This window comes from Rhodospira trueperi (genome assembly GCF_900101965.1).
Taxonomy (GTDB): Bacteria; Pseudomonadota; Alphaproteobacteria; order Rhodospirillales; family Rhodospirillaceae; genus Rhodospira; species Rhodospira trueperi.
The window spans coordinates 1-23777 of the sequence record NZ_FNAP01000024.1; the positions used below are offsets into that span (position 1 = coordinate 1).

Consider the following 23777-nt stretch of genomic DNA (forward strand, 5'->3'; position numbering starts at 1 on the left):
GTCAGACCATCAACCTCCGAAAGCCAAACCAAAAACGTGTCCCGATCCATACCCGCCTCCCGCGTTCAGCATCCTTTATGATACCAAAAACGGGAACGCATACCTAACGCTAATTGAGCCTTATTCTAAAACGATATGTGTAATTGCTCATGGGGTTGGCCCGGTGAGCAATTACCCACAGGCTAATCTGTGTCAGTGCGGACACGGCGGGAACCTGTTCATCTGAGGCTGTCCGCCAGACACGTCTCCGGCGGATGGCCGCAGACAGGAGAACGCCATGAACAAAGACCGGGTGATCGGAGCCGCGAAAGTCCTCAAAGGCAAGCTGAAGGCGGCGGTCGGCAGGGGAGTCGGCGACAAGAAGCTCGAATCGGACGGCGAGGCCGACAAGATCGAGGGCAAGGTCCAGAATGCCGTCGGCGGGGTCAAAGACACCGTCCGCGACGCTTGACGGCTCTGGCCGCAACGGCGGAGCACGACCGGCGTAGTATGTCGGCGTTGTGGCCCTCCGCGGTCCCGCGCTGTCCTTAGAGGTCAGAGATTGACGAGGCACGGGCTCATGAGTCGGACTTTTCTTCTGATCGTCATCGTGGCGCTGGCCGTGGTCGCCGCCGTGACCGGGTACTTTTACTATCAGGAACGCCAAAGTGGCGTCGATATCAAGATCGACGGCAGCGGCGTATCCATCGAGAGCAATTGACCCCTCGGGACCGGTCGCCGAAGCCCGGCGATGCCGTCCCTTCGGCATACCGCGCGACACGGCCAACACTCAGTGCCATTCGGACCCCCGGTGGCACCCTGACGTCCAGGAGAACCGCGATGTCGCTCAGCCTGATCCTCATCATCCTTCTTGTCGTTTTTCTGCTTGGCGGATTCAGCGGACGCTTCGGGGGGTATGGCTATGGCTTCGGTCATGCCGGGGTCGGTGTCCTTGGCACGGTTCTGATCATCTTGATCGTTCTGATGGTGCTTGGCCGCATCTGACCACTCACGCCGTGCAGGGAGGGGGCGCGCTTCGATCCGATGTTTATCAGGTCGCCGAATGATCCCCCCCGCGCCCCGCGCGGCACTGCCGGAGGTATCCCGTCGTGACGAGCCCCCGCTTCATCCATCGCGCCCTTCTGCCCGCCCTGCTTGTGCTTGCCGGGCTGACCGTCGGGTCGATGGCCGCCTGCACCTCGACCCCGAGCAGCGAAAGCACGGGTGAGTACCTGGACGACACGGTCATCAGCAGCAAAGTCCGCGCCGCCATTCTCGGCGACCAGGGCCTGACGATCTTCAAGATCGATGTCGAAACCTATAAAGGCGTCGTGCAACTGAGCGGATTCGTGGACTCCGCCGCATCCAGGCAGCGCGCCGGCGCCGTCGCCGCCGACGTGACCGGGGTCAGGCAGGTGCGCAACGATCTGGTCATAAAGTAACCGCGTGGGTTTGGTCGCCTTGAACGAAAGGCGGTCCGCCCCGCGCGCGTGCGGTCATGGCCCGGTCATGGCCCGATTATGGGGTGGGGGACGGCAAGACGAGGGCCGTCGGTCTGTCCTGCCCGTGACGCCTGTTCCCGAGACGTCGGATGCCACTCTTTTCAGGATGATGATGGTGGCCCACGGTTTGTCCCGCCCGACGCGCGCCACGCCCTTCCCATGACCTGTGGTGGGCGTGGGTGGGGACCCTGCGAACAGCCTTTCGAGAGAGAGATCGCGTGCGACCCGATGAGGGACGTATGGCGATCAGATCCGAGTGAAGGCCGCCGGTTGGCTGAATCGGGGCGCCGTATGGCGCGGTGGCCCGCAAAGGCCCATCGCCCAACTCTTCCAGGTGGAGGCATCGCGATGGATTCAGGCAAACACAACAACACGGTCAGCCACACGGCCATGCTCTCTCGGGTGGCCGCAAACGCAATGTCCGTCGCGGGGTGCGAACCGCATCGCCTGGCCGCCGACACGGGTCTGGTAGCGGATGATCCCTGGCTCTCCACGAAGGCCGACCCTGGCCTGGTGCAGATCGTCCGGTTTCCGCTCAACGCCGTGCTCGACCCCTTGAGGGCAGACTTCACCTCTCGGGCCCAGGCCGAGGGCCTTGTTCTGCGCGTGGCATCGTGCCCCCTGTCCATAGACGGCGATCCGCGCCGCCTTGCCCAGATCATGCGGATCATTCTTCTGAATGTGCTGAAACACTCCCGACACGGCATGATTCTGATCGGATGCCATCGCCACGGCGGAGGGCTGAGCATCGAGGTCCGGGAGACCGGGACCGGCGTTCCGAGACGCCCGCTTCAGGACATCATCGGTGACCACGCCCTGCGCGACACGCCCGCGCGCGACCATGGCCGTGGTCCTGGCCTCAGCCTTGCCGTCGCAATGCGGCTGGGCGATCTGATCGGCTGTCAGGTCGTCATGCGGGGGCGTCCGGGTGTGGGGGCGGTGTTCGTCATCAAAGTCGGGCGCTTCTGGGAGGTCCCGGACCCACCTGCCGGCGAACGCGCCCAGCCCTGGGACGGCATGCCCTGGCCACCGTCGCGCCCCGTGCCAGAGGCAAAGGTATGCGACAGCCCCAACGCCTCGCATGTCATCCTCGTGGTCGATCCCGACCTGGACACCTGCGAGGGACTGCGCGGGTTGGTCGGTCAATGGGGCTGGCAGGTTGAGGGCTTTCCGTCCAGCGACGCGTTCCTGAGCGCCGATCCGGCCAAACAGCCGGGCCGGCGGGACGCCTGCGTTCTGATCGACGCCGATCTGCGCGGTGGCCTGAGCGGACTCGATCTTCTGCGGTGGCTCGGCCAGTCCGACCGTCGTCTTCCGGCGATCATGATGGGCGGGGGCAGCGACATCTCGGTCGCCGTGGCGGCCATGAAGGCGGGCGCGATGGACTTTCTTCAAAAGCCGGTGTGCGGCCAAGCGGCGCTCGCCAGCATTGGCAGCGTGTTGGAGTGGTCGCGGGCGTTGGGACAGGCCGAAGCCCGGCACGAAAGCGCGACCAGCAGCGTTGCCGGCCTGACGCCCAGGCAAAACCAGATCCTGGCCCTTGTCCTCGCGGGCCAGCCCAGCAAGATCATCGCCGCTAGCCTTGGCATCAGCCAACGCACGGTCGAGAACCACCGATCCGCGATCATGCGGAAGACCGGGGCGCGGTCCCTCCCGGGGTTGACACGACTGGCCCTGGCCGCGAGCCCAAACGCTCCGTCCTGGCCCATGTGACGCCGGCCGGCTTCGTGCTCCTGCCCCCGCCGGGACGGAGCGCAATCCGCCGCGTTCGCGGCCCCGGAGGCCATGAAGCGGACGGAGCCGTTTCATGGCCGGCGAGTCCTACTGGTTGTACGTCGGCAGGTCCTTGATCTGCGCATCGGTGAGAGCCGTCTGAAGCGTCATGTCCTCGCCGCTGCCGATGGGGGTGAGGTCGCCCCAGTTGAGCGCAACCCCATGCATGCCCATGCCGAGAAATCCGCCGACCTCGACGATCACCCTGTCACCAGCGATCACCGAAACCTCGCCGACGGTATCACCCTCGGCATTGACGACCTCCCGTCCGAGCACGGCGTCGGTCGGCATGTCCGCCTTCTGCGACGACATGCCGGTACCTGCGGCGGAGTCGTCGGTCGTCTGATCGGAAGCCTCGCCTGTCTGCGCGGTGTCCTGGTTCGCGTGATCAGAGTCGTCGCGCATCTGCGCGGCTCCCTGAGCGCCGGACTCCGCTTTCGGCAGGTCCTGGATCTGCTGCTTGGTCAGCGCCGTCTGAAGCGTCATGTCCTCGCCGCTGCCGACGGGGGTGAGGTCGCGCCAGTTGAGCGCGACTCCATGCGTGCCCATGCCCAGGAACCCGCCGACATCGACGATCACACTGTCGCCGGTGATCGCCGAAACCTCGCCAACGGTATCGCCCTTCGTATTGACGACCTCCCGTCCGATCACGGTTTCGGTTGGCATGTCCGTCCGTGCGGCCGCGTTCGCGGGCGTTTCGGATGCCTGCGCGTCAGGGGCCGCCTGTTTCATGGTGTCACCCGCCACGGTGCCCGTGTCGCTGACGCCGCCGCTGGGCGCCGGATCCGCCGCCATCGCGGTGCCGGCGACCAGCGCAAGCATCGGGACGGTCAGGGTCGTTCCGAATACAGTGATCTTTTTCATGGTGCAGCCCTTCATTCCACCGAAGGAAAGAGAAGGCCCCGTGCGGATCGCATGAGACGTTTCCATCCTTCTGTGTCGGGCCAGGGCCGTTTTCAGGGTCTCCATTGTCACCTTGAAAAGGTGGGAACTGGCCGACTTCAAATTAATACAAGATTTTCGAAGTTTTTGGCAGCCTCGGAATATACTCATGCTCGACGCTCAAAACTGTCAGTTCAACGATTTTTTATTTGCGTGGCGCAGGATCGAAATGTTCCCGGCGCGTGCGGTGTTGGACGCGGGCTCTGAGCCCTCGGGGAAGTGGGAATGCGACAGCCAGTGGAGACGGTGGACAGGCGTCCAAGATGGTCTTTGCACACAAAGGGGCGTCAGCCTCGGGCGCATGTCCACGGGCGTAGTGTAGGAGCGCTGGTGGTCGCGCGGACCCCGTCTTCGAGACGCTGGCATCACCAAGCGATGCCATAGGCACACCGGCCGCTCAGCCTTTGACGTTGGCTCAAAGGCTTCGCACTGCGTGCATTCAGCACGAAACCGACCCCTTCGCGGGTTCCACCGATACGGCCACCTCCAGCGCGCTGCAGGCCGCGGCCGGGCCGACAAACCGGCCGGAGACCGGCGCGGTCTGGCGGATGTGGCGCGCCACGGCGACCGGAATCAGGTTGAACCCGCCGACGCTGCGGTTGGTCGGATCGAACACGATCCAGCCGGCGCCGGGCACGTAGACTTCGGCCCAGGCGTGGGTCGAGCCGCTGCCGGCGGACCCGAGAGTGTTCAAGTCGGGGTCGTACAGATAGCCGGATACGATCCGCGCGCCGAACCCCAGGCTTCGGACGGCATCGACGAACAGCACTGCGAAATCGCGGCACGAGCCCCGGCCGCGCGTCAGCGTCTCGACCGGGGTCTGCACGGTTTCTTCGTCGCGGGCCTCGTAGGCGATCCGCGCGGCCACGCCGTTGCTGATATCCTTCAGCAGCGACAACGTGTCCGTGTCGGGGCCGGCAACGAAGGCCCGCGCCCAGTCGTGCAGATGTCCCCCGGAATCCAGGTAGGCCTGAAGCCGCAACGCGCCCAGATCGGTCATGTCGTCGTCACTGAGCAGGAACGGATACGTGAGGGCCGAGGCGGCGATCTCGAACACCGGCCATTGCTCGACATCAAGCGTCAGCGTGGCGAGGCTGTCGATGGCCAGCGTGTCCGCCGGGGCGCCGAACGTCGCCGTCGCCACGGCGTTGCCGGCGACGTCGTGGGCCCAAGTGACGGTGGCGGCCGGAGAGATCTCCAGATCGTGCGTGTGCAGCCGCACGGTGCGGCTCTCGCGCGGGCGCAGCATCAGGCGATGCGGACCGAAGCTCATCGGTTCGCGGTAGTGATAGGTGGTGCGGTGTCGGACCGTGAGGGTGCTCAAGTGCGGTCTCCGAATGCTGGCGTTTCGGCCTGTCGGAGGTGGCTTTTTTTGGTCATGATCTGCTTACTTTCGCAATTCTTGGTGTGCTGGCGTCGCCGACCGGCCCATGCCTTTGTCCGCGTGATGACGCAATCAACGTGCCAACACGCACTGTCCGCCCAGCATCCGGAAGCCCCTGTTGCAGGCCCAGCGGTTCCCCGAGCGGTCGATGTGAGCGTTTTGCGGAGGAACAATCAGGATGCATGTGTTTCCATCCTGCTCGTACCCGCGCTCGCATTGCCAACCCGGCCCGAATTCACCCCCAACAAGAAAAGCGTTGTCCGGAACCACGATGGGCTCGCATCGGCCACCCTTCTCCACGAACCCCCGGTCGCAGGCCCATGGCGGGCCATAGCGCTTGTTCGTGAGGTAGGCGTTTTCTGGAACGTTGATCGTCACGCATCCGCCCGCTTCTTCTGAAAAGCCGCGATCACATTCCCATCCGGATCCATAGGCATCGTCTGACAGAAAAGAGTTCTCGGGACTTTCGATGACTTCACATCGGTTGCGTACCCGCCTGTATCCGCGATCACACGCCCAATCTTCGCCTGTCGCCTTCAGGTAGGCATTTGGCGGAACGACGACTTCCCGGCAGGTTGATTCGTCAACGTCCTTGAAGCCGTGCCGGCATTCCCAGCCTTTGCCGTAAGACCGCTCCGTCGCAAAAGCATCCTCGGGAACAACGATGGCGATGCAGGCGCCGTCCACAAGACGATACCCGTCGTCGCAGGTCCAGCCTGCGCCAAAAGAACGGTCATGCGCGTTCTCGGGTGTCACGCTTGTCGGGTCCTGGGCGACCGCAACAGATACGAACAGCAAGACAAGGAACGCGGCCACAAAGACGCGCCAGGTTGACCTTGCGACAAACAGGGCCCCAGTTTCGAAACTGAGCATGTTGGGCATTTCCTTCCAGGCACGGGTTCGCTCCCGTGCCGGTTGATGATGGTCAACCCGGGTGTGCGGGCACTATGATCTTGAGCGGACACGGTACACGGTTCCGGGAAGGGCCCTGCTGATCGAGGTTAGTGCGGCTGTGATCAACCGGTGTCAGCCACGGTGGCGCCGTTTGTGGCAACGGAATCGCCGTTTCATGGCGTCATGAGGCAGGGTCACGTCTCGTCCGTCAGAAACGCCGACAAGCCGGGCCGGTTGATCTCTCGCACGACAGCCGCCATCTCCTCCGCCCGCATCGGAGGAGAGATCAGAAATCCCTGGGCCTCGTCCGGTCTGGTCTCACCGTAACGTCAAGAGCCTGCCGCCCCCCGTCCAGCGGGACACGGAACGCGCCATCGCACGGCAGCAGGGGCCGGCCCTCAAGGGTGGCGGACGATGTCTGGCCGGACGGGCCGGAGGCGGTCTTCACCCGAATGTCGCAGCGGGTTCCGGCCACGGTGACGGTGGCCTCGAACCCGGGCCAGGTGTCCGGAACCCGCGGATCGACGACGAGGTCGCGCCCCTCCCGCCGAAGACCAAGAATCCCCTCGACCCCGGCACGGTACATCCAGGCTGCCGACCCGGTGTACCACGTCCAGCCGCCGCGTCCGATGTGGGGCGGCTGGGAATAGACATCGGCGGCGACCACGTAGGGTTCGACCTTGTATCGATGGACATCGTCGTGCCGTCGGGCGTGCGTGATCGGGTTGAGCATGGCGAACAGCTCGGTGGCTTTGGCGCCATCGCCAAGCTTGGCGAACGCCATGATCACCCACATGGCGGCGTGGGTGTACTGCCCCCCATTCTCTCGCAGCCCCGGGGGATAGCCCCGGATGTAGCCGGGATCATGCGTGGTTGAGTCGAAGGGTGGAGTGAACAACAGAACCAGACGGTCCTGCCCCCGGACCAGATGCCGATCCAGCGCGGCCATGGCGCGGGCGGCGCGGTCCGGATCCGCCACCTCTGACAGGACAGCCCAGGATTGGGCGATGGAATCGATGCGGCAGGCATCGCCGTCCCGTGTGCCCAGCCACGTGCCGTCGTCAAAGGTCGCCCGCCGGTACCAGTCGCCGTCCCAGGCCTCTCGCTCGACCGCCGCCACGATCCCGGCGGCCTGCGCCTGCCACCCCTGGGCGCGGGCATCGCCGCGGTCCGTGGCGAGGGGTGCGAACAGCGCGACGGTGCGCGCCGTCAGCCAGGCCAGCCACACGCTTTCGCCCTGACCGTTTTCTCCCACCCGGTTCATGCCGTCGTTCCAGTCGCCCGTGCCCATCAACGGCAGGCCATGCGGCCCCAGCAGGGCCAGGCTTCGGTCAAGGGCCAGGGCGCAGTGTTCGAACAGCGACGCCTGCCGATCCGAGAGCGTCGGCGTGAAAAAGGCATCGTGGGCGCCCGGCTTCAGGGCCTGTCCCTCCAGGAAGGACACAGGTTCGTCCAGGACCCCGGCGTCCCCGCTGGTCGCCACATAGCTGGCGACGGCGAACACCAGCCAGATCCGGTCATCGGAAATGCGGGTCCGCGTCCCCTGCCCGGAGTGCGGCAGCCACCAGTGTTGCACATCGCCTTCGACGAACTGGCGCGCGGCGGCGCGCAGCAGATGGGTCCGCGTCTCCTCCGGACAGGCGAAGGTCAGGGCCATACCGTCCTGCAACTGGTCGCGGAAGCCATAGGCGCCACTGGCCTGATAGAAGCCCGACCGGGCCAGGATGCGGCACGCGAGGGTTTGATAGAGCAGCCACCCGTTGAGCATGATGTCCATGGCGCGATCCGGCGTCCTGACCTGCACCGCCCCCAGCAGCCCGGCCCAATGGTCCGTCACGGCGGCCAGGACGGCGTCGAGATCGGCCCGTCGGGACCGCATGATCAGGGCGCGGGCGTCGGCGTCCGAGGCGCATTCGCCCATGAACCAGACGACGTCGGTCTCCTCTCCGTCCGCGAGATCGATGGCGGCGGTCAAGGCCACACAGCGGTCGAGCCCCACGCCGGCCGTGCCCGACGCCGGCGCGCCGACGCCCCCGTGAAACGCGGCGCGGTCCGTGGTCCAGCTCGTCTGCCGTCCGCCCAGGTCGGTGAAGGCGACCCGATCCGGAAACCCCCGTCCCCATGGGTTGCGCGTGAAAATCGCCCCGGTCTCGTCGTCGCGGCCGGTCAGCAGGAAGGGCGAGGCGGTTCCCGGGGCGATGCCGACCATCCATTCGACAGCGGCGGTGACCGACAGACGCCGCCGTTGGCCGGATCGGTTGCGCAGGGTCAGACGCGAGATCTTGATCGGGTCGGCGCGCGGAACGAACTGGATCAGGTCGAGGGCCACGCCCTCCGCTTCGTGCTCGAACCGGCTGTATCCGAAGCCGTGGCGCGCCACGTAGGTCCCCCCATCGCGCCGGGGCCGCGCCATCGGGCTCCAGACCACCCCTGTTCCGTCGTCCCGCACAAGGATCGCCTCGCCCGATGGGTCGATCACCGGGTCGTTGGACCAGCGCGTCAACGGGTTCTCGCGGCTGTTCACGGCCCAGGTGTAGCCCGCGCCCTCCGCCGACACCTGAAAGCCGAACTCGGCGTTGGCGATCACGTTGATCCAGGGCGCGGGGGTCGTCTCGTCCCCCGACAGGATTGTGACATACTCCCGTCCATCGCGGGCGAAGCCCCCGAAGCCATTGAAATACTCAAGGTCGGCGCCAGCGGGCGCGGACTGGGGCGGCCCCTGCGCGGGTTGGGCGTCCGGATGCCTGGTCTTGTGGCGCGCGCCGGCGGTGGGCCTCTCGGCCCGTGCGATCTGGTCGGCCACGGATCCGCGTCGGGCATGGAGGACGATGCGCGCGGTGGCGGCCAGGAGGTCGCGCGTCCCCTGCGGGACAAGATCGCGCCGGAGGACATGCACCGCGCCCGCCGCGACGGACTCGCCCAGGCGCGGCCGCGACTGGCTTTTGCGGACCGCCGCCTCAAGCGCGGTCTGAAGGTCCTGGATGTAGGATGCGGGATGCTCGTTGACGATCACCAGGTCAACGGCGACCTGCTTCATGCGCCAGTATTCGTGAGCCCGGAGCATCTGGCCGACCACGGCCATGTCCGCGATGTCGTCGATGCGAAGCAGGACGATGGCCAAGTCCCCGGAGATGCCCAGCGGCCAGAGCCCGGACTGCGGCCCCGCGCCTCGGGCGATCACCTCCGCCGGCATCCGATACCGCAGGTCCTCATAAAGGATGGGCGCGGCCAGGATCTGGAAGTCCATCGCCTCTGCCGCGCCGATCCCGATATGCCGCAGTTCCACCTGCGCCTGTGTCCAGGCGAGGGTCTTGGCCCGGTCAAAGGCGTTCCGGTCGTGGTGCTTGTCGATCAGATCCAGCAGCGCCGCCTGGGTGGAGGCCACCACGGTCCAGAACGACACCCGGGCGACGGACCCGCCCGGGATCGTCACGCAGCGCCTGAGGGAAAAGACCGGATCCAGAACGGTGCCGACGGTATTGGACAGCGTCCGTCCGTCCCGCATCGCGACCGCGCCGGCCAGAGTGCCGGTGCCGCGGCCGAGGAAGCGCGCTCGATCGGTCTCGAATTCAGGGTCGGCGGCGATGTCGCCCTCGACGACAGCGAAATGGGCCGCCCAGACGCCCGGATCGTCTGGGGATCGGGGCCGGCGGGTCGCGGTCAGGGCCTCGAATTCCGGTAGGTGCGCGGTTTGGACGAACATCCTGGAAAAGGCCGGATGGGCCGCGTCCGCCGCGACCGGCGCCAGAACCAGTTCAGTGTAGGACGTCAGTTCGATGTCGCGGGGGCGCCAGCCACTGTTGGTCAGCGAGACCCGGCGCACCTCCCCGTCATCCTCGCCGGAGACCAGAACGTCCATGGTGGTCGTCAAGGTCCCGTCGTGGCCGGTGAACTGGGCGTGATCCTCGCTGAACAGGACATGGCCCGGGCGTCCCCCCTCGCCCGTGGGGCTGGCGCTCGCGGTCCAGCGCTTGCCCGTGGCACGGTCCTTGAGGAAGATGAACGTGCCCCCGTCGTCGGGTCCGCCGTCCTCGCGCCAGCGGGTCACCGCGATGGACCCCCAGCGGCTGTATCCGCCGCCCGTGGCCGTCAGCATCACCGCGTAGCACCCGTTCGACAGCAGGTGCGTGGCCGGTGCGCCGGAGGCCGCGACGCTCAGCCGACGGGTCGCGGCTCCTGCGGAGGTGATGGCGGTGACGGGCGTCCTCATGCCCTCCAGATCCGGACGGGCGACCGCGACATCCTGAGGGACCCGCTCCTGCAGCAACAGCTCGCAGGCCTTTATCATGGGATCCCGATGGAACCGGTCGCGCATCCGGCCGTCGGTGACGGTGTTGGCAAGGGCGACGATGGTCATGCCCTGGTGGTGGGCCATGAAGGTGCGCACAATGGCGACCGTCTCGCCCTCCGGGATCCGCGAGCGGGTGAAATCCAGCGCATCGAAAAAGCCATGGCGTCCCAGGGCGCCCATCCCGGTCAGCCGGTCGAAGTTGCGGCGGGCGCCGTGCGGATCGACCATCGCTCCAAGCGCGGTGGCATAGGGCGCGACCACGGCGTCACCGGCCAGCCCGCGCTTCAGGCCAAGTCCCGGCACGCCGAAGCTGGAATACTGGTACGTCAGCTCAAGATCGCGGGCGTTGAAGGCGGATTCCGAGACCCCCCAGGGGATGGCCAGTGTGCGGGCATGGGCCTGCTGGACCGCAACGGCAAGCCGATCGGTCTGCTCAAGCACGCTGCCGATGGGTGCGCGCATCACCAGCGACGGCATCAGGTATTCGAACATGGAGCCGGACCAGGAGATCAGAGCCGACCCGCCGCCCATGGGCGTGGCGCCCCGGCCCAGGCGGAACCAGTGCCGCGTTGGCACATCGCCCTTGGCGATGGCGAACAGACTGGCCAGACGCGCTTCCGAGGCCAGCAGGTCATAGCAGTTCGCGTCCAGTCCGTTGTCCGCGAGGGAATACCCGATGGACAGCAGCATCCTTTCGGGGTTGAGCAGGCCCGTGAAGTCCATGGCCATGGCCATGGCGCGGGCCTGCGCGGCGAGTCCCCTCAACCGATCCGCCAGATGCCGCGCTGCGTTGTGGTCGAGGTGGCGATCCCGGGCATGGCTCAGGCCGGCCGTCCTGAGGGCGTCGATCCAGAACAGGGGATCGGATGCCAAGTCGTCGTCGTCCGCCAGGGGCAGACTGTCCCGAATGGCCTCCGCCGCCTTGCCCGCAAGGCGGTTCAGAGGTGCGAAAACCAGGTCGAGGCCCTGGGCCCCCTCAAGCAGGGTTTCAATCTCGTCGAGACAGGCCGACACGGACGGCCCCTGCCCCCGGGGCGCGGCGGGCAGATCGGCGATGGCCAGACGGGCAAGGCGCACGGTGTCCATCAGGCCGGCCCGCACATCCGCCTCGGGCGCGTTCGGTGCGTCCGGCTTGCCCGGCGCCGGGGTCGCCCAGTCCTCGCAGGCATTGGCAAGCGCGATCAGGTGGCCCGCCAGATTTCCGCTATCGACCGACGAAACGTAGGCCGGATCGAGAACGTGCCCATCCCGTGTGTCGTACCAGTTGAAGAAGTGGCCCTTGTAGCGTGCCAGACCGTCCATGGCCGTCAGGGTCGCTTCAAGGCGTTCGACGGTTTCGGTCGTGCCCGCCCACCCGAAGTCCCGTGCCGCCACCGTCGAGAGCAGGTACAGCCCGATATTGGTGGGGGAGGTCCGGTGGGCGAGGACGGGGACCGGATCGACCTGAAAATTGTCGGGCGGCAAAAAAGAGTCGGCCTTGGTGACGAAGGTCTCGAAAAAGCGCCAGGTCCGCCGGGCGACGAGGCGCAAGGCGGCGCGGTCGGCGTCCGACACCACAAGGCGTCGCGCGCGCTGCGACGGCCGGCTGATCCGGTACGCGATGGCGGGCATGGCCGCCCAGGACACGGCGACGGGCAGGATCAACAGCCAGGAGGACGGCGCGATCACCACGGCTCCGGCCGCCAGGATCAAGCCGAGCGCCATGCCGCCGCGCATGGTTCCGTAAAACCCGGGCAGGTCCAGACGGGGCGCCGCCGTCGATGTCGCCGCCGTCGTCCATTCCAGGAGATCGCGGCGGGTGACGAACAGGCGCCATACGGTGCGGCCGATGGCGTCGAAGGCGCGCCGGGTCTGGTCGGGCAGGAAACAGACCGAAAGAAAAACCTGCACCATCGCCAGCCACACCCCCTTGCCCAGGGTGTCGAAATGGCTGCGCGCCGTCAGGCCGGAGCGCCGGGGCAGGATGGCGAAGGCGCTCGGCAGGAACGCGGGCAGCGCCATGGCCGCCACGACGAACGCGATCCCGACCCAGGCCGCCGGCGTCGGCATCACCCAGCACGCCGCCAGTGCGAACAGGAGGAAGGGCGCGATGAGCGACCGCCGCAGATTGTCGAGCATCTTCCACCGCCCGAGAAGGGACGGAGCACCGGGACCGGTCCAGTGACCGAACACCCAGGGCAGAAGCTGCCAGTCGCCCCGGATCCAGCGATGCTGGCGTTTGGCGGCGACGTCATGGCGGTTGGGGAAGTCCTCGACGACCTCGATGTCGGAGGCGAGCCCGGCCCGCACCCAGATGCCCTCGAACAGGTCATGGCTGAGCAGGGCGTTTTCCGGGTCCCGGCCGGACAGGGCGGCTTCGAACGCATCCACGTCATAGATGCCCTTGCCGGCGAACGATCCTTCTCCGAACACATCCTGGTAGACGTCGGAGACCGCCGCCGCGTAAGGGTCCATGCCCGCCGGTCCCGAGAACACCCGCTGGAACAGCGAGCCTTCCCCGCCCCGGGGCAGCGACGGCGTGACGCGCGGCTGGAGAATGCCATACCCGTCCGTGACCCGCCGCAGGGCCGGATCCAGGATCGGCCGGTTCAGGGGATGGCTCATCTTGCCCACCAGCCGCCGCGCCGCGTCGCGCGGTAGCCGGGTGTCGGCGTCCAGGGTGATGACATACCGCACCCCGTCGGGCACATGGGGCGCCACCCCGCCCACGGTCGCGAAGGACGTGTCGGTGGCCCCGCGCAGAAGCCGGTTCAACTCAACCAGTTTGCCCCGCTTGCGCTCCCACCCCATCCAGACGCCCTGCTTCGGGTTGAACCGGCGGCGGCGGTGCAGAAACAGGAAGCGGTCGCCGGCGGGGCCGGGGCCATGTCGCCTGTTCAGCGCGGCGATTGCCTCGACGGCGACGGACAGCAGGTCCGCATCGCTGTCGACGACCTCATGATCGGCGTCCGCCCCGTCCGACAGCAGGGCAAAGGTGATGTCACCGCCCGCGCCGGACAGGTAATGCACCTCCAGGCTTTCGATGTGGTCCCGAAGATCGGTTTCGCGGGTCAGGAGCGTCGGGACGGCCACCAGCGTGCGCGCAGACCCTGGAATCCCCGCCGAAAGGTCGAGGCCCGGCAGGATCACAGGACCGTGGCGCCAGGTCGCCAGGCGGTTGACCAGGGCGGTGGCCACTTCGGTGGCGGGAACGGCTGCCAGGATGGCGAAGACCGCCAGTCCGCCCCAACCCAGCCCGGCCAGGGAGAGGCTCCAGACAGGCAACGCCAGAACCAGCAGGGTCATGACCACCATGGCGGCGACATACCCGGCCAGCCCCATGTCGCGACCCAGGCGGCCGAGCCGTGCCGGATACGTCGGACGGAACCCGATCGCCTGCTCAAGCGCGCGGCGGCCGTGCCCGATCAAATGGTAGCCGGGATCGCCGACCCGTTCGGCCATATCCTGTGTGGGGGCGGTTCGGGCGGCCTCGTTGGCGGCACGGATGGCGTGGTCCGTGACGTCGCCTTCCGACAGCACCGAGCCCCGGGCGAGGGTCTCGATGGCGGCCCGGTAAAGGTCGCGCGTCGGAAAGTCCATGGTGGCGAACCGGCTGGCGGCGCAGAGGCGTTCATCCACCAGGCTGATGCTCTCGACAAACTCCGCCCAGTCGATGTCCGAAATCAGGCGCATGCTGTTGATGACGTTGCGGACCGAAACGTTGGAGGATCCCAGGCGCTGTTGCGCGCGCGAGACCACCTGTTCGATGGACGCCCCTTGTTGCTCAAGGCGTTCGGACAGCCATCCGATCGCGGGCGTCATCGTCGGGTCCTGGTCCCGCAGCCGCTTCGCCAGTTGCGCGGCGAAGACCTCCGAGAGCGGGCCAACGGAGCGGGTGGCGACATCGGCGTCCAGTGCCGCCTTTGCGCCGCCCGATGCCAGCAGTCGGTCGGCCAACGCGTCCGCGTCGGCCCGTTCCGAACGCCCCAGACCGATCTGGGCCGACAACCGCCGCAGGTTCTCCACAAGGACAATGCGCAAGGTGATCGCGACAGCCCAGAGTTCGCCGATCATCAACGGCTGGACGCGCTGGTAGGCCTTGATGAAACAGCGCAGCATCACCGGATCGATATGGCTGTCGGTATGGGCAATGAAGGCCCAGGCCAGCCCGAACACGCGCGGATATCCGGCGAGGGGACCAGCGGCCAGTTTCGGCAATTGGCGATAATAGCCGGCGGGCAGATGGTCGTGGATCTGCCGGATCTGTTTCTCGACAAGGTGATAGTTGTCCAGCAGCCACTCCGCCGCGGGAACAATATCGCCCCCCTTTTCGGCTTCGGCGGCACTCGACCGATAATCGGCCAACAACGCGACCGCGTTGCTTTTCAGGCGTCTGTCCAGCGGCGGGACCCGTGGTGGCCATGCCGTGACCTGCTGGGCCACGGCAAGGCTTTCCGCGTGCCGCTCCAGACGCTCCAGGCCGAACCGCTCCTCCCGGATGGGCGCCGGCCCGACCCAAAGGGGGGTGGAGGATGGACGGCTGCGTATGGCGGTTTGCCGTAGAGACTGCATGGTCCAAGGGTCCTCCAGGTGGGTTTGGGCGTCGGCTTCGGCCCGCATGCGCCCCCACGCGGTCTGGTTCCAAACAGCTCTCGGGCCCCCTATTCGCGGTGGGCAATGGACCGCCGGTTTGCGACGCTGTTCCCTTTTTTCCGCGACACCGTCAGTGCCGGTGTCGTCCGCATCAATCTCTGCTCATGCGGACAATAACGATGGCGGATAAAGACAGAAGAAGAATGGCAATGGCCTCGAACAGTACGCTTTCCGGCGCGGTTTCCTTTCCCTGTAGAATGATCAATCGGGTCAGTGCCGTTATCGCGATAAAAATCGGGTACACGAATACAGAGCGGCGATCTGAATAGTACACGGAAACCATTCCAATAACTTCAATATAAAGAAACATAAGGAGTATATCGGGAAGTCCGATTATCTTTACAATGTACATATGATATATCTCAACGGCAACTCCGCATATGGTCATCGCTAATATTACAATAAGAAATAGTCTTTCCGTTATGTGGATTATATAATGTGCTACGTTTCTTTCTATTCCATCAATGTGCTTCGAACGAGCGGATATTGCAGTATCACTATTTTCTGCATCATCTTTTTTGGCGCAGTTCATTTTTTGTGGATCCATTTTCTAAAGAGCCTGCCTTACCAATTCTGCAGCAACGCATGCGCTTTTCTTTTCGAAGTAGTTGCCCCAGAATATTTCGTCAACCCAAACTTCCCATGTCTCATCCATTTTTTTAATCTCAACTCTGTCGGCCGAAAGTTTTTTGGCAAAACTGGCTGACTTGGGAAGCAGTGTTCCGCCATCGCCCGCGGTATCGGCGGTCTCCACTTGCGCTTTGTCCTGGATTTCGTCCTGGGTCTCGGGGGTGGGTCTGTCGATAATGCGCAGGATCGACCGGATGAAGGCATCGCCACGATCATCGGCGGCCGTGCGGTCGTGGTCCCGAAGAGCCTGCGCCATGGGTGCAACAAACCGTTCCCTCAGGTGAGTGACGAGCCGTGGTTCCGTCCAGGAGATATGAGCGACAAGTGATTGCAAAAGAATTCTTTCGTACGCGAGGCAGTCCTTTTCGTTATCGTTCATTCTCGGATGTTGCCTCGAGTCGTTTCTGGTTTCGGTCATGATATTTTCTCTCCGCGTCTTCCCCTGTTTAGGGCAGCGTGTTAATTTCAACGCACTCCGGACGATTAGGGTTGATTGGAGTCGCGCTTTTGTTGATTGAGTTTTTTGTGCAGCTCAAGAGCATTCTTCATGCTGCCGTACCTCATGTAAAAGTCGTAGAACGGGTCCACGGGCGAAAGAACGATCCGGTTCCACTTGATTTGCGCGGCAGACTCCGCCGAAAGGGCCTCTCCTGTGCTTGCAGTCTTATTATTTTGCGATCCCATGGCCTGAGGTCCTTGCGCTGAGTGTTGGCGGTGACAACAGGCGGATCCGCGCGTCTTGACGCGCGTCCGACAGTTGGCTGCATTTTCATGTTCCATGTCGAACGCTTCGGCCCCCTCCCTGGTTGAGGGGGCGATGGGGCGAGCGTCCCGAAGCGATCCAACCGCCGACGCGCGGATCTTAACTGTGCTTCGCGTCGGTATCGCGTTTCGCCTGCGCCATGGCATCCTTCAGGGTCGTGTATTTGTATTCGCGATAGTGGAACACATCGGTCTGAACACGCGTGATCCCCGCGCTGCGCATGTCGGCGTCCGTAATGGACGTGTCCGTGTCCGTGCGGGCGGTGTTGATCTGTTGGCGTTCCATGTCCTGGTCTCCTCTCTCTGGTTCAGGGGCGCCGGCTCCTGCGAGCGGTCCTCGGCGAGGTGGCGGTGGGGTCAGGCGTCTCGCGGTGCCCGGTCGAGTCCCGGACGCGCGCGGCGACCGGGGGCCGGGGGCGCGCCTGTCTCGTCGTGTCATGCCCCGGCACGGCCGACCGCATGGGGTGTCCGGTCCGGCAGCACGAGATGAAACACGGACGTATCGACGGCAAGCCGGCCCCACAGGTGTTCGTCCGCCATGATGGAAACCCTGTCGCCATAGGCTTTCAGGCGATCCAGCAGGCGATCAACCTGGTTTAGGCGTGTCGGTTCCATGGCGTGAAACCGCAGTGTCAGCCTAGCTTGCGTCTCCATGAGAAGCCTGGACAGATAGCGGGCGCTTGCCAACACGATCCGCCGGTCGATCAACCCGGTGAACGAGACAACGACGCGCGTGATCGGGCCATGGCTCAGGGTGATGGAAACCCGCCCCGCCTCGATCGCGCGCGCGATGGCGGTCCGGAACGCCGCGATCCGTCCCTCGATCCCCGGGACATCGCGCTCTTCCGGGGCCAATTGTCGTGCCGCGAAGCGTTGCATCGACAGGCCGATGATCCAGTCGGAGATCATCAGCGGGATCTGGCCCGGGGACCGCAGTGGGATGGTGCCCAGGAAGGGCAGGATGTGCCCCAACCCTCCTGGTGCGATCCCCCTGACGAACAGGCGGCTGATGATGGCGAGGCGCTGGGGCAGGGCATACCCGCTGCCGTAGATCGGATTGCGCAGGTAGGCCAGTTTGTTGCGCAGGCGGCGGCCGATCTCGGGACCCGTAAGCAGGCGCGTGTAAAGGGCCTGATAGCCTTCGACCAGCGCCTCCAGGGTCATGGTCTTGGGCACGATGTTGGTCGTCGCGCCGGTGTTGTCGCCGGTCGTGTCGGTCTCGATCAGGCGCCCTTCCCGTTGCATCCGATCATACAGGGGGGTGCGCGGCAGCGCCGTCAGCAGGCCGACCATGGCCGACTGGATGCCGGCCTCGGTGATGAACCGGTACTGGGTTTCGAAGGTGTCCAGGGTGTCGTTGTCGAAGCCGATGATGAAGCCGGCCAGAACGTCGATGCCATGCGCATAAATCCGGCGAACGGCGGTCAGGGGGTCCTCACGCAGGTTCTGCGTCTTGCCGGTTTCCGTCAGGCTGGCGGGGTCCGTGGACTCGATGCCGATGAACACCCACCCGAAATTGGCGGCCCGCAACAGATCGAGCATCTCCTCGTCCTGGGCGAGGTTGAGAGAGACCTCGGTGCCGAAGCTGAACGCGTGTCGGTGCCGCTTCTGGTAGTGGTCCAGAAATCGCAGCAGGTCCTTTGCCTGGCGGGGGTTGCCGATCAGGTTGTCGTCGACGAAGAACACCTGACGCGCGCCCAACCGACGCAGCTCGTCCAGCTCCCGCTCCACTTGCCCGAGGCTTTTTGTCCGGGGTTTGCGGCCAAACATGACAATGATGTCGCAGAATTCGCAGCGAAAAGGACAGCCGCGTGAAAACTGAAGCGTGACATTGGTGTAGAGGTCGAGCTTCAGCAGATCGAAGCGGGGGAGCGGGGAGTCCGCGAGGGCGACCGTCCCGGTTTCGTGATACAGGGGCTTCGGTTCACCGCGCTCGAAGTCGTCGCAAAACGCCTTCCAGATGTACTCGGCCTCGCCGGCCACCACGGTGTCCGCGAGGGCGGAGTAGTCCTCACGGCACAGCGATGCGTAACTGCCGCCGGCCACCACGTAGTGGCCCTGTTTGTGGTAGTAGGCCAACAATTCCCGTTGGCGGGGATGCTGCACGCCCATGCCGCACACGCCGACGATATCCGCGGTGGTCGTCAGCGGAATGGTCTCGACGTTCTCGTCAACAATCTCGACGTCCCAATCACTGGGGCACAGCGCGGCCAGGGTTGCGAGGCCGAGTGGCGGATTCACCGCCCGCTTCCCCGGCAGCACATGGTCCACCGCCCATTTGAAGCTCCAAAAGCTTTCGGGCAGCCTGGGATTGATGAGCAACAGATGCATGGACTGGCCCCTTTCAGGCAGGCCCCATGAACGAACATCAGACGGGGCGGGCCGAGTTCTTGCCCTTGATGATGCGTTCGATCAGGTCGGCGACGTCCCGATGCACCTGCTGATTGGTGGCGTCCTCCATGGCTCTGCGATGCGCCGCGGCGGCATCCTCAAGGATCGCGTGGGCCTCGTCGCGGTCGATGATCTCCAGGTCGGTCATCGACAGCAGAAGGGACTCGCAGATGGACAGGGCCGCCAAACCGGCGATATCGGGATCAGGTTTCACGTGCGGTCCTCGAGGAACTGGGGTCTGGCGGGATGCCGTGCCGCGCTCCGGGGCGACGGAACGAGAAAGGCTACCGCGTCCCGCAGCGTCGCGTGCTAATCTGGGATAGCCCGTTGGCCCGGTGCCGACGGTGCGACCCGGGAGCACGACCCATGTCCGCAAGCGAAAGCTCCTTGGCGAGAAAGCTTGGCTCCTTCATGCCTCTGGTGCCGGACGAGTTGCGGTGCGTTGCCGAACTGGAATCCATCCGTCGCAGCGTGGCGCCGCAAACGGAAATCGTATACGAGGGGCAACAGGACCATCGCGCATGGCTGCTGCTTGAGGGCTGGGCCAACTGCTACAAAATCGTTCCCGACGGTGGCCGGCAGATTATCGGCTTCCCGCTTCCCGGTGATTTCATGGGATTGCGCAGTATCTTGTTGCGCACGTCCGATCATTCGTTCGAGAGCCTGACCGACGCTGTCATCAGCGAAGTGTCTCAGCAAAGAATGACTCAGATTTTCCAGGACTTTCCACGTCTGGCCACGGCCATCATGTGGGCCACCTCCCGTGACGAGGCGATGGTGGTCGAGCACCTGGTGAATATCGGGCGGCGAAGCGCCATCGAGCGGACGGCGCACTTCTTTCTGGAACTGGGGCAACGCCTGGCCTTGATCGGCAAAGTGACGAACAACGGGTTCGCCTGCCCTCTCAATCAATATGTGCTGGCCGACGCGCTGGGGCTCAGCGCCATCCATGTCAACCGCATTCTCAGGCAATTGCGCGAACGCGGGCTCATCACGCTCAAGGCCCACCAGGTGATTATTCTCGACTTGGCGGGGCTTGAGGACTTGGCCGGTTTCGACAGCGGCTATCTCAATCACAACCAGACCGGGCACGGCCATCCCGGGACGTGATGCCAACGCAGCCGTCTCCGGGATCGCATCAGTGGACGCCCTGACCGGGCCGTTTAGCGGGCTGTCCGCGGCTCTGGCGCGGTCTGGATCGACCCCGCCGCATCGCGCGCCAGGGCTGCCTCCAGGTCATCGGGATCGACCGTCAGCGTTCGCGACCGCCCAGGAGTTGCAGGCGTCGCGGGCAGGTGGAACAGGGTCTGTACCCTTCGATAAGCTTCGAACGACACGCCCTCCAGTCGTTCCTCGTCCGTTTCCACGTCGTAGGTCCCGGGCTGGAGCACCTCTTCGAAATCACCGAGAGTGAAGGGGTGTGCGAAGGTGACGGTTTTCTTTGATGTGCGGACGGTCATCGGAGAGCTCCGCGTCGCGACGATCCCGGCAGGGGGGGAGGCAGGCGGAGGGGCGCGCCCCCCCTCCGAGTCCCGTCACTTCGGCTTCTGCTCCGAAGTCACCTCGCCCTCTTTTTCGGGGGGCTGGGCAGCCGGTTTTCCCGCGGCCGGCACACCCGCTGCCTTGTCATCCGACTTACCCTTGTTTGCGCTGTGCTGCGATTGAGAGAATGTATTGAAAGACATGAACGCCCCTTTTGGGCCATGCAGGCAATGATTTGCCTGCGTTTTCCATATGGTACTGACGGCCCGCCATTTCAATCTGCTATAAGTATTTTTTATTTTTTTCGAATCTCTTTTTTCAGCAGCTACCCAGTTACTTCTATTTTGGTCCCTCTTAAATGTGTCATGCGCCGTCACTCGATTTCCGCCACCCATCATCGCCGCCCCAACGTCGTCCGACACCTTGCCGGCGGCGGCCTTGACCGGATCGTCGGCGAGGTGGGCGTCGCGGGCCGTGGTCTGGACCTGACTGTGGCCCAGCAGCTTGCCGATCATCGGCAAACCTTCGCCGAGGCTCAACGCGCCGCTGGCGAAAGAGTGGCGCAGGTCGTGCAGGCGCACGTCGTCCGGGCCGGCGTCGGCGCGGATGCGCCGCCATCGTCGAGGCCTGCTGCGAGGCGTGGACCGCCCTCATCGACGAACCGGGCCGTATTCGGTCCCTCTGCCTTCAGTCGTGGTTCCCGCCGGTCACGTCGTCAGCGCAGCGGTCCGAGTGCCGATGGCTGCCGTGAATTGCGGAGGCCGAGCCTTTCCGTCAGGCTGTGCGCACGTTTTTCAAGAAATTGCGGACCCGATCGCTGAGGTCGCCGGCACGGCTCGTCAGGCCGGACGCGGCTTCTTGCATGCGCGCAGCGGCGCCCTGGGTGCGTTCCGCCTGACTGCGCAAGGAGTCCACCGCTGTCCCGATCTCTCGAGTGGTGGTTGCTGCCTCTTGCACGTTTCGGGCGATTTCGTTGGTGGCGGCGGACTGCTGCTCAATGGCGCCCGCGATGGAGGTCGAATGGCTGGCGATGTCGTCAATGAGCTTGGCCACGCTACCGATGATGGCCTGGGATCCGTTCACCGCATCCTGAATGCCTTTCATATGCTGGTCGATCTCGCCGGTGGCTTTGCTGGTCTGCAAGGCGAGGGTTTTCACCTCGTTGGCGACGACGGCGAACCCCTTGCCGGCCTCGCCGGCCCGCGCCGCCTCGATCGTTGCGTTCAGCGCGAGCAGATTGGTCTGGTCTGAGATATCTGCGATCAGCGTCACCACCTCGGTGATATGGCGGGCGGCGGTGTTGAGGGCGGCCATCCGCTCCACGGCGTCGGTCGCTTCGCCGGAGGCGTCGTGCGCCAGACGGGAGGTATCGTTGACCTGCCGATTGATTTCGGCGATGGAACTGAACAACTCCTCGGCGGCGCTGGCTACGGTCTCGACGTTGCCGGTCGCTTGCTCGACTGCGGCAGACACGGTGCCCACCTGCCGCAAGGTGTCATCGGCATCGGTCATCACCTCGCCGGCGTCGGCGCTCGTGGCGTCGGAGGCGCCACGGAACTGACCGACCAGCCCGCCCACGTCATGCTCGAACTGTGCGGCCAGTCGTCCCATCATTTCCTGCCGCTCCTTCTCGGCGCGGCGTTGCATGTCTTTCTGAGACTCCTCCAATTCCCGCATACGGCGCAGGTTGTCCTTGAAAACAGTCATGGCGGTCGCCATGCGACCGATGACGTTGGACCAGCCCTGGGCGGGAATGTCGGCGTTCAGGTCTCCCGACGACAACTTTCCCATGGCGGTACCCATGCCATCCAGCGCACGGTTGAGGCCGATGGCGATCCACCCCACCAGGGCGACCACCAGCACTGTGACGATGCCGATGGACGCGGCAATGAGAAACCCGGTCTGGCGAATGTTGGCCTGCTCCGCCGCCTGGGCGGTGGCGGCAATGCTGGTGGCGCGTGAGGACAGGGCGTCCAGGGTGGGTCGCATCTCAGCGACCATAACATCAAGTCGCTCGACGGCGCTCCCAATGCTCAGGCGTTGAGCCGCATAGGCGGAAAACTGGCTGCCGTAGGCTGCGGCCAGCCCATTCAAATCGCTTTTGACAGCGGGGAGAAGGGAGCTGTCGGCCACCGCCTGTTGGAAGTCCCGCAGCGTTTCCGCGTGCCGATCGACATACTTCTGGTCGACGCGCAGGATGAAGTCCTTCTCATGCCGACGCAGCATCAACATCTGCACCATCAGGGCGTCGGTGTTCACGCCCTGGATCTCTCCCAGGCGGTTTTCGATCGCATGCACCGAGGCTCTGAGCGATCCTTGCAGTCCCTGCGTCTCGTCGAACCCAAGGGTACGCCAAGCGGCGACAAGCTGCTCGGCGGCGTCGCGGTAGGCCTTGAGGGACTGCGTCAGGGCGTTGGCATCGACGGCCACCGGTCCGTCCGCCAGCGCATCCAGCGATTGCCGCATCTTGTCCAAGGCCTCGGCCTGCGCCCCGACCAGGGTCTCATCGCGCTGAGACAGGAAGGATTTTTGCGCAATGATGGCTTGGGCCAGCCAGTAGGCACTGTTCTCGGAGTGATGAAGCACCTCTGAGGCAAGCGCCTGTTCGGCACGGACGGTGGCGCTGCGGACGGCGCTGATCCAGTAGAGACCAGCGATGATAGCGAAGCCAAAAACAACCAGACCCGCGACCATGGCCATCTGGGTTCTGATTTCCAAGCGAGTCAAGGTCATGGCGCAGATTCCGAGACAGGTGCCGGTTAGCAGTCTGGTGTCCCCGTAGCATGTGGGATCTGAGGCCGCGCTCTCAAGGGCTGTCTATTGGTGTAACGTTTATTTTTGTGTCGGCTGGCGCAGTACAACAACATCCCTGCCCAGCCGGATCGGCTCCAGGACCTGTACGTGGACCTGTTCACCGAGAGCCACGACACCCCGCCCGAGTGCATTGACCCGGATCGGCCACCGGGTTTTAGGCCAAGCGGGGTTTTGTGAACGATAACAGATGCTTATCCCGGATTTTGGTAACCGGGGCAGAAGTGCGGGCGGTCAGGCTTGGCAGCGCGCTGTGACGAGTTCGGCGAGGTTCGGCACGGGGGAGGCGACAGGGGCGCCGAGG

The 23777-nt window shown here is 64.9% G+C and carries 18 protein-coding genes and 1 pseudogene; 6 read left to right on the forward strand and 13 right to left on the reverse strand.

What is annotated here, in order from left to right:
* The first annotated feature begins 277 nt into the window (after nt 1-277).
* The 5 genes from BLS85_RS17515 (at nt 278) to BLS85_RS17530 (ending at nt 3194) form a co-directional block, all read left to right on the forward strand.
* Nucleotides 278-451 (forward strand): CsbD family protein, encoded by a 174-nt coding sequence (locus BLS85_RS17515; protein WP_092788032.1) that lies wholly within the window; start codon nt 278-280, stop codon nt 449-451.
* A gap of 108 nt (nt 452-559) precedes the next feature.
* Nucleotides 560-700 (forward strand): hypothetical protein, encoded by a 141-nt coding sequence (locus tag BLS85_RS19230; protein ID WP_176793886.1) that lies wholly within the window; start codon nt 560-562, stop codon nt 698-700.
* A 119-nt stretch (nt 701-819) separates the two neighbouring features.
* On the forward strand, nt 820-984 hold the full coding sequence (locus tag BLS85_RS17520; RefSeq protein ID WP_092788033.1) for a DUF3309 family protein: 165 nt from the start codon (nt 820-822) through the stop codon (nt 982-984).
* A gap of 104 nt (nt 985-1088) precedes the next feature.
* Complete coding sequence (locus tag BLS85_RS17525; RefSeq protein WP_245699280.1) at nt 1089-1421, forward strand: BON domain-containing protein; 333 nt, start codon at nt 1089-1091, stop codon at nt 1419-1421.
* A gap of 408 nt (nt 1422-1829) precedes the next feature.
* Nucleotides 1830-3194, forward strand: a complete 1365-nt coding sequence (locus BLS85_RS17530) for a LuxR C-terminal-related transcriptional regulator (RefSeq protein ID WP_176793888.1) — start codon at nt 1830-1832, stop codon at nt 3192-3194.
* Between the two features lie 108 nt (nt 3195-3302).
* Here BLS85_RS17530 and BLS85_RS17535 read toward each other — a convergent pair whose 3' ends face one another.
* The 10 genes from BLS85_RS17535 to BLS85_RS17585 all read right to left on the reverse strand — a co-directional run bounded on the left by BLS85_RS17535 (nt 3303) and on the right by BLS85_RS17585 (nt 19394).
* Complete coding sequence (locus BLS85_RS17535; protein ID WP_092788035.1) at nt 3303-4118, reverse strand: PRC-barrel domain-containing protein; 816 nt, start codon at nt 4116-4118, stop codon at nt 3303-3305.
* Between the two features lie 517 nt (nt 4119-4635).
* Nucleotides 4636-5520: a transglutaminase family protein gene (locus BLS85_RS17545; protein ID WP_092788037.1), complete on the reverse strand. Its 885-nt coding sequence runs from the start codon at nt 5518-5520 to the stop codon at nt 4636-4638.
* 132 nt (nt 5521-5652) lie between these two features.
* Nucleotides 5653-6453, reverse strand: coding sequence for a hypothetical protein (locus BLS85_RS17550; protein WP_092788038.1), 801 nt, complete (start codon nt 6451-6453; stop codon nt 5653-5655).
* A gap of 307 nt (nt 6454-6760) precedes the next feature.
* Nucleotides 6761-15316 carry a glycoside hydrolase family 94 protein gene (locus tag BLS85_RS17555; RefSeq protein ID WP_092788049.1) on the reverse strand — a complete coding sequence of 2852 codons (8556 nt, stop codon included), beginning with the start codon at nt 15314-15316 and terminating at the stop codon, nt 6761-6763.
* Between the two features lie 172 nt (nt 15317-15488).
* The gene (locus BLS85_RS17560) at nt 15489-15944 is read right to left on the reverse strand and encodes a phosphate-starvation-inducible protein PsiE (protein ID WP_218128497.1); all 456 of its coding nucleotides are present in this window, start codon (nt 15942-15944) and stop codon (nt 15489-15491) included.
* A 3-nt stretch (nt 15945-15947) separates the two neighbouring features.
* On the reverse strand, nt 15948-16445 hold the full coding sequence (locus tag BLS85_RS17565) for a hypothetical protein (protein WP_143027251.1): 498 nt from the start codon (nt 16443-16445) through the stop codon (nt 15948-15950).
* 65 nt (nt 16446-16510) lie between these two features.
* Nucleotides 16511-16807 carry a hypothetical protein gene (locus BLS85_RS17570; RefSeq protein WP_143027252.1) on the reverse strand — a complete coding sequence of 99 codons (297 nt, stop codon included), beginning with the start codon at nt 16805-16807 and terminating at the stop codon, nt 16511-16513.
* A gap of 82 nt (nt 16808-16889) precedes the next feature.
* Nucleotides 16890-17075: a hypothetical protein gene (locus BLS85_RS17575; RefSeq protein WP_092788042.1), complete on the reverse strand. Its 186-nt coding sequence runs from the start codon at nt 17073-17075 to the stop codon at nt 16890-16892.
* Nucleotides 17076-17224: 149 nt separating this feature from the next.
* On the reverse strand, nt 17225-19120 hold the full coding sequence (locus BLS85_RS17580) for a B12-binding domain-containing radical SAM protein (RefSeq protein WP_092788043.1): 1896 nt from the start codon (nt 19118-19120) through the stop codon (nt 17225-17227).
* Nucleotides 19121-19157: 37 nt separating this feature from the next.
* Nucleotides 19158-19394 (reverse strand): hypothetical protein, encoded by a 237-nt coding sequence (locus BLS85_RS17585; RefSeq protein WP_092788044.1) that lies wholly within the window; start codon nt 19392-19394, stop codon nt 19158-19160.
* A gap of 152 nt (nt 19395-19546) precedes the next feature.
* On the opposite strand from BLS85_RS17585, the gene BLS85_RS17590 reads away from it, so the two are divergent.
* Nucleotides 19547-20290 (forward strand): Crp/Fnr family transcriptional regulator, encoded by a 744-nt coding sequence (locus tag BLS85_RS17590; RefSeq protein ID WP_092788045.1) that lies wholly within the window; start codon nt 19547-19549, stop codon nt 20288-20290.
* Between the two features lie 53 nt (nt 20291-20343).
* Here BLS85_RS17590 and BLS85_RS17595 read toward each other — a convergent pair whose 3' ends face one another.
* The 3 genes and pseudogenes from BLS85_RS17595 to BLS85_RS17605 all read right to left on the reverse strand — a co-directional run bounded on the left by BLS85_RS17595 (nt 20344) and on the right by BLS85_RS17605 (nt 23395).
* Complete coding sequence (locus BLS85_RS17595) at nt 20344-20640, reverse strand: hypothetical protein (protein WP_092788046.1); 297 nt, start codon at nt 20638-20640, stop codon at nt 20344-20346.
* Between the two features lie 75 nt (nt 20641-20715).
* Nucleotides 20716-21273: pseudogene (locus tag BLS85_RS19730) on the reverse strand (hypothetical protein); the annotation flags it as partial.
* Between the two features lie 163 nt (nt 21274-21436).
* Nucleotides 21437-23395, reverse strand: coding sequence for a methyl-accepting chemotaxis protein (locus BLS85_RS17605; protein WP_092788047.1), 1959 nt, complete (start codon nt 23393-23395; stop codon nt 21437-21439).
* Between the last annotated feature and the right edge of the window lie 382 nt (nt 23396-23777).

What these genes read in the sequence shown, in the direction of transcription:
- BLS85_RS17515 (WP_092788032.1), top strand. Translation starts at nt 278, where the DNA reads ATGAACAAAGACCGGGTGATCGGAGCCGCGAAAGTCCTCAAAGGCAAG.
- BLS85_RS19230 (WP_176793886.1), top strand. Translation starts at nt 560, where the DNA reads ATGAGTCGGACTTTTCTTCTGATCGTCATCGTGGCGCTGGCCGTGGTC.
- BLS85_RS17520 (WP_092788033.1), top strand. Translation starts at nt 820, where the DNA reads ATGTCGCTCAGCCTGATCCTCATCATCCTTCTTGTCGTTTTTCTGCTT.
- BLS85_RS17530 (WP_176793888.1), top strand. Translation starts at nt 1,830, where the DNA reads ATGGATTCAGGCAAACACAACAACACGGTCAGCCACACGGCCATGCTC.
- BLS85_RS17535 (WP_092788035.1), bottom strand. Translation starts at nt 4,118, where the DNA reads ATGAAAAAGATCACTGTATTCGGAACGACCCTGACCGTCCCGATGCTT.
- BLS85_RS17550 (WP_092788038.1), bottom strand. Translation starts at nt 6,453, where the DNA reads ATGCTCAGTTTCGAAACTGGGGCCCTGTTTGTCGCAAGGTCAACCTGG.
- BLS85_RS17555 (WP_092788049.1), bottom strand. Translation starts at nt 15,316, where the DNA reads ATGCAGTCTCTACGGCAAACCGCCATACGCAGCCGTCCATCCTCCACC.
- BLS85_RS17560 (WP_218128497.1), bottom strand. Translation starts at nt 15,944, where the DNA reads ATGGATCCACAAAAAATGAACTGCGCCAAAAAAGATGATGCAGAAAAT.
- BLS85_RS17565 (WP_143027251.1), bottom strand. Translation starts at nt 16,445, where the DNA reads ATGACCGAAACCAGAAACGACTCGAGGCAACATCCGAGAATGAACGAT.
- BLS85_RS17570 (WP_143027252.1), bottom strand. Translation starts at nt 16,807, where the DNA reads ATGGAACATGAAAATGCAGCCAACTGTCGGACGCGCGTCAAGACGCGC.
- BLS85_RS17575 (WP_092788042.1), bottom strand. Translation starts at nt 17,075, where the DNA reads ATGGAACGCCAACAGATCAACACCGCCCGCACGGACACGGACACGTCC.
- BLS85_RS17580 (WP_092788043.1), bottom strand. Translation starts at nt 19,120, where the DNA reads ATGCATCTGTTGCTCATCAATCCCAGGCTGCCCGAAAGCTTTTGGAGC.
- BLS85_RS17590 (WP_092788045.1), top strand. Translation starts at nt 19,547, where the DNA reads ATGTCCGCAAGCGAAAGCTCCTTGGCGAGAAAGCTTGGCTCCTTCATG.
- BLS85_RS17595 (WP_092788046.1), bottom strand. Translation starts at nt 20,640, where the DNA reads ATGACCGTCCGCACATCAAAGAAAACCGTCACCTTCGCACACCCCTTC.
- BLS85_RS17605 (WP_092788047.1), bottom strand. Translation starts at nt 23,395, where the DNA reads ATGACCTTGACTCGCTTGGAAATCAGAACCCAGATGGCCATGGTCGCG.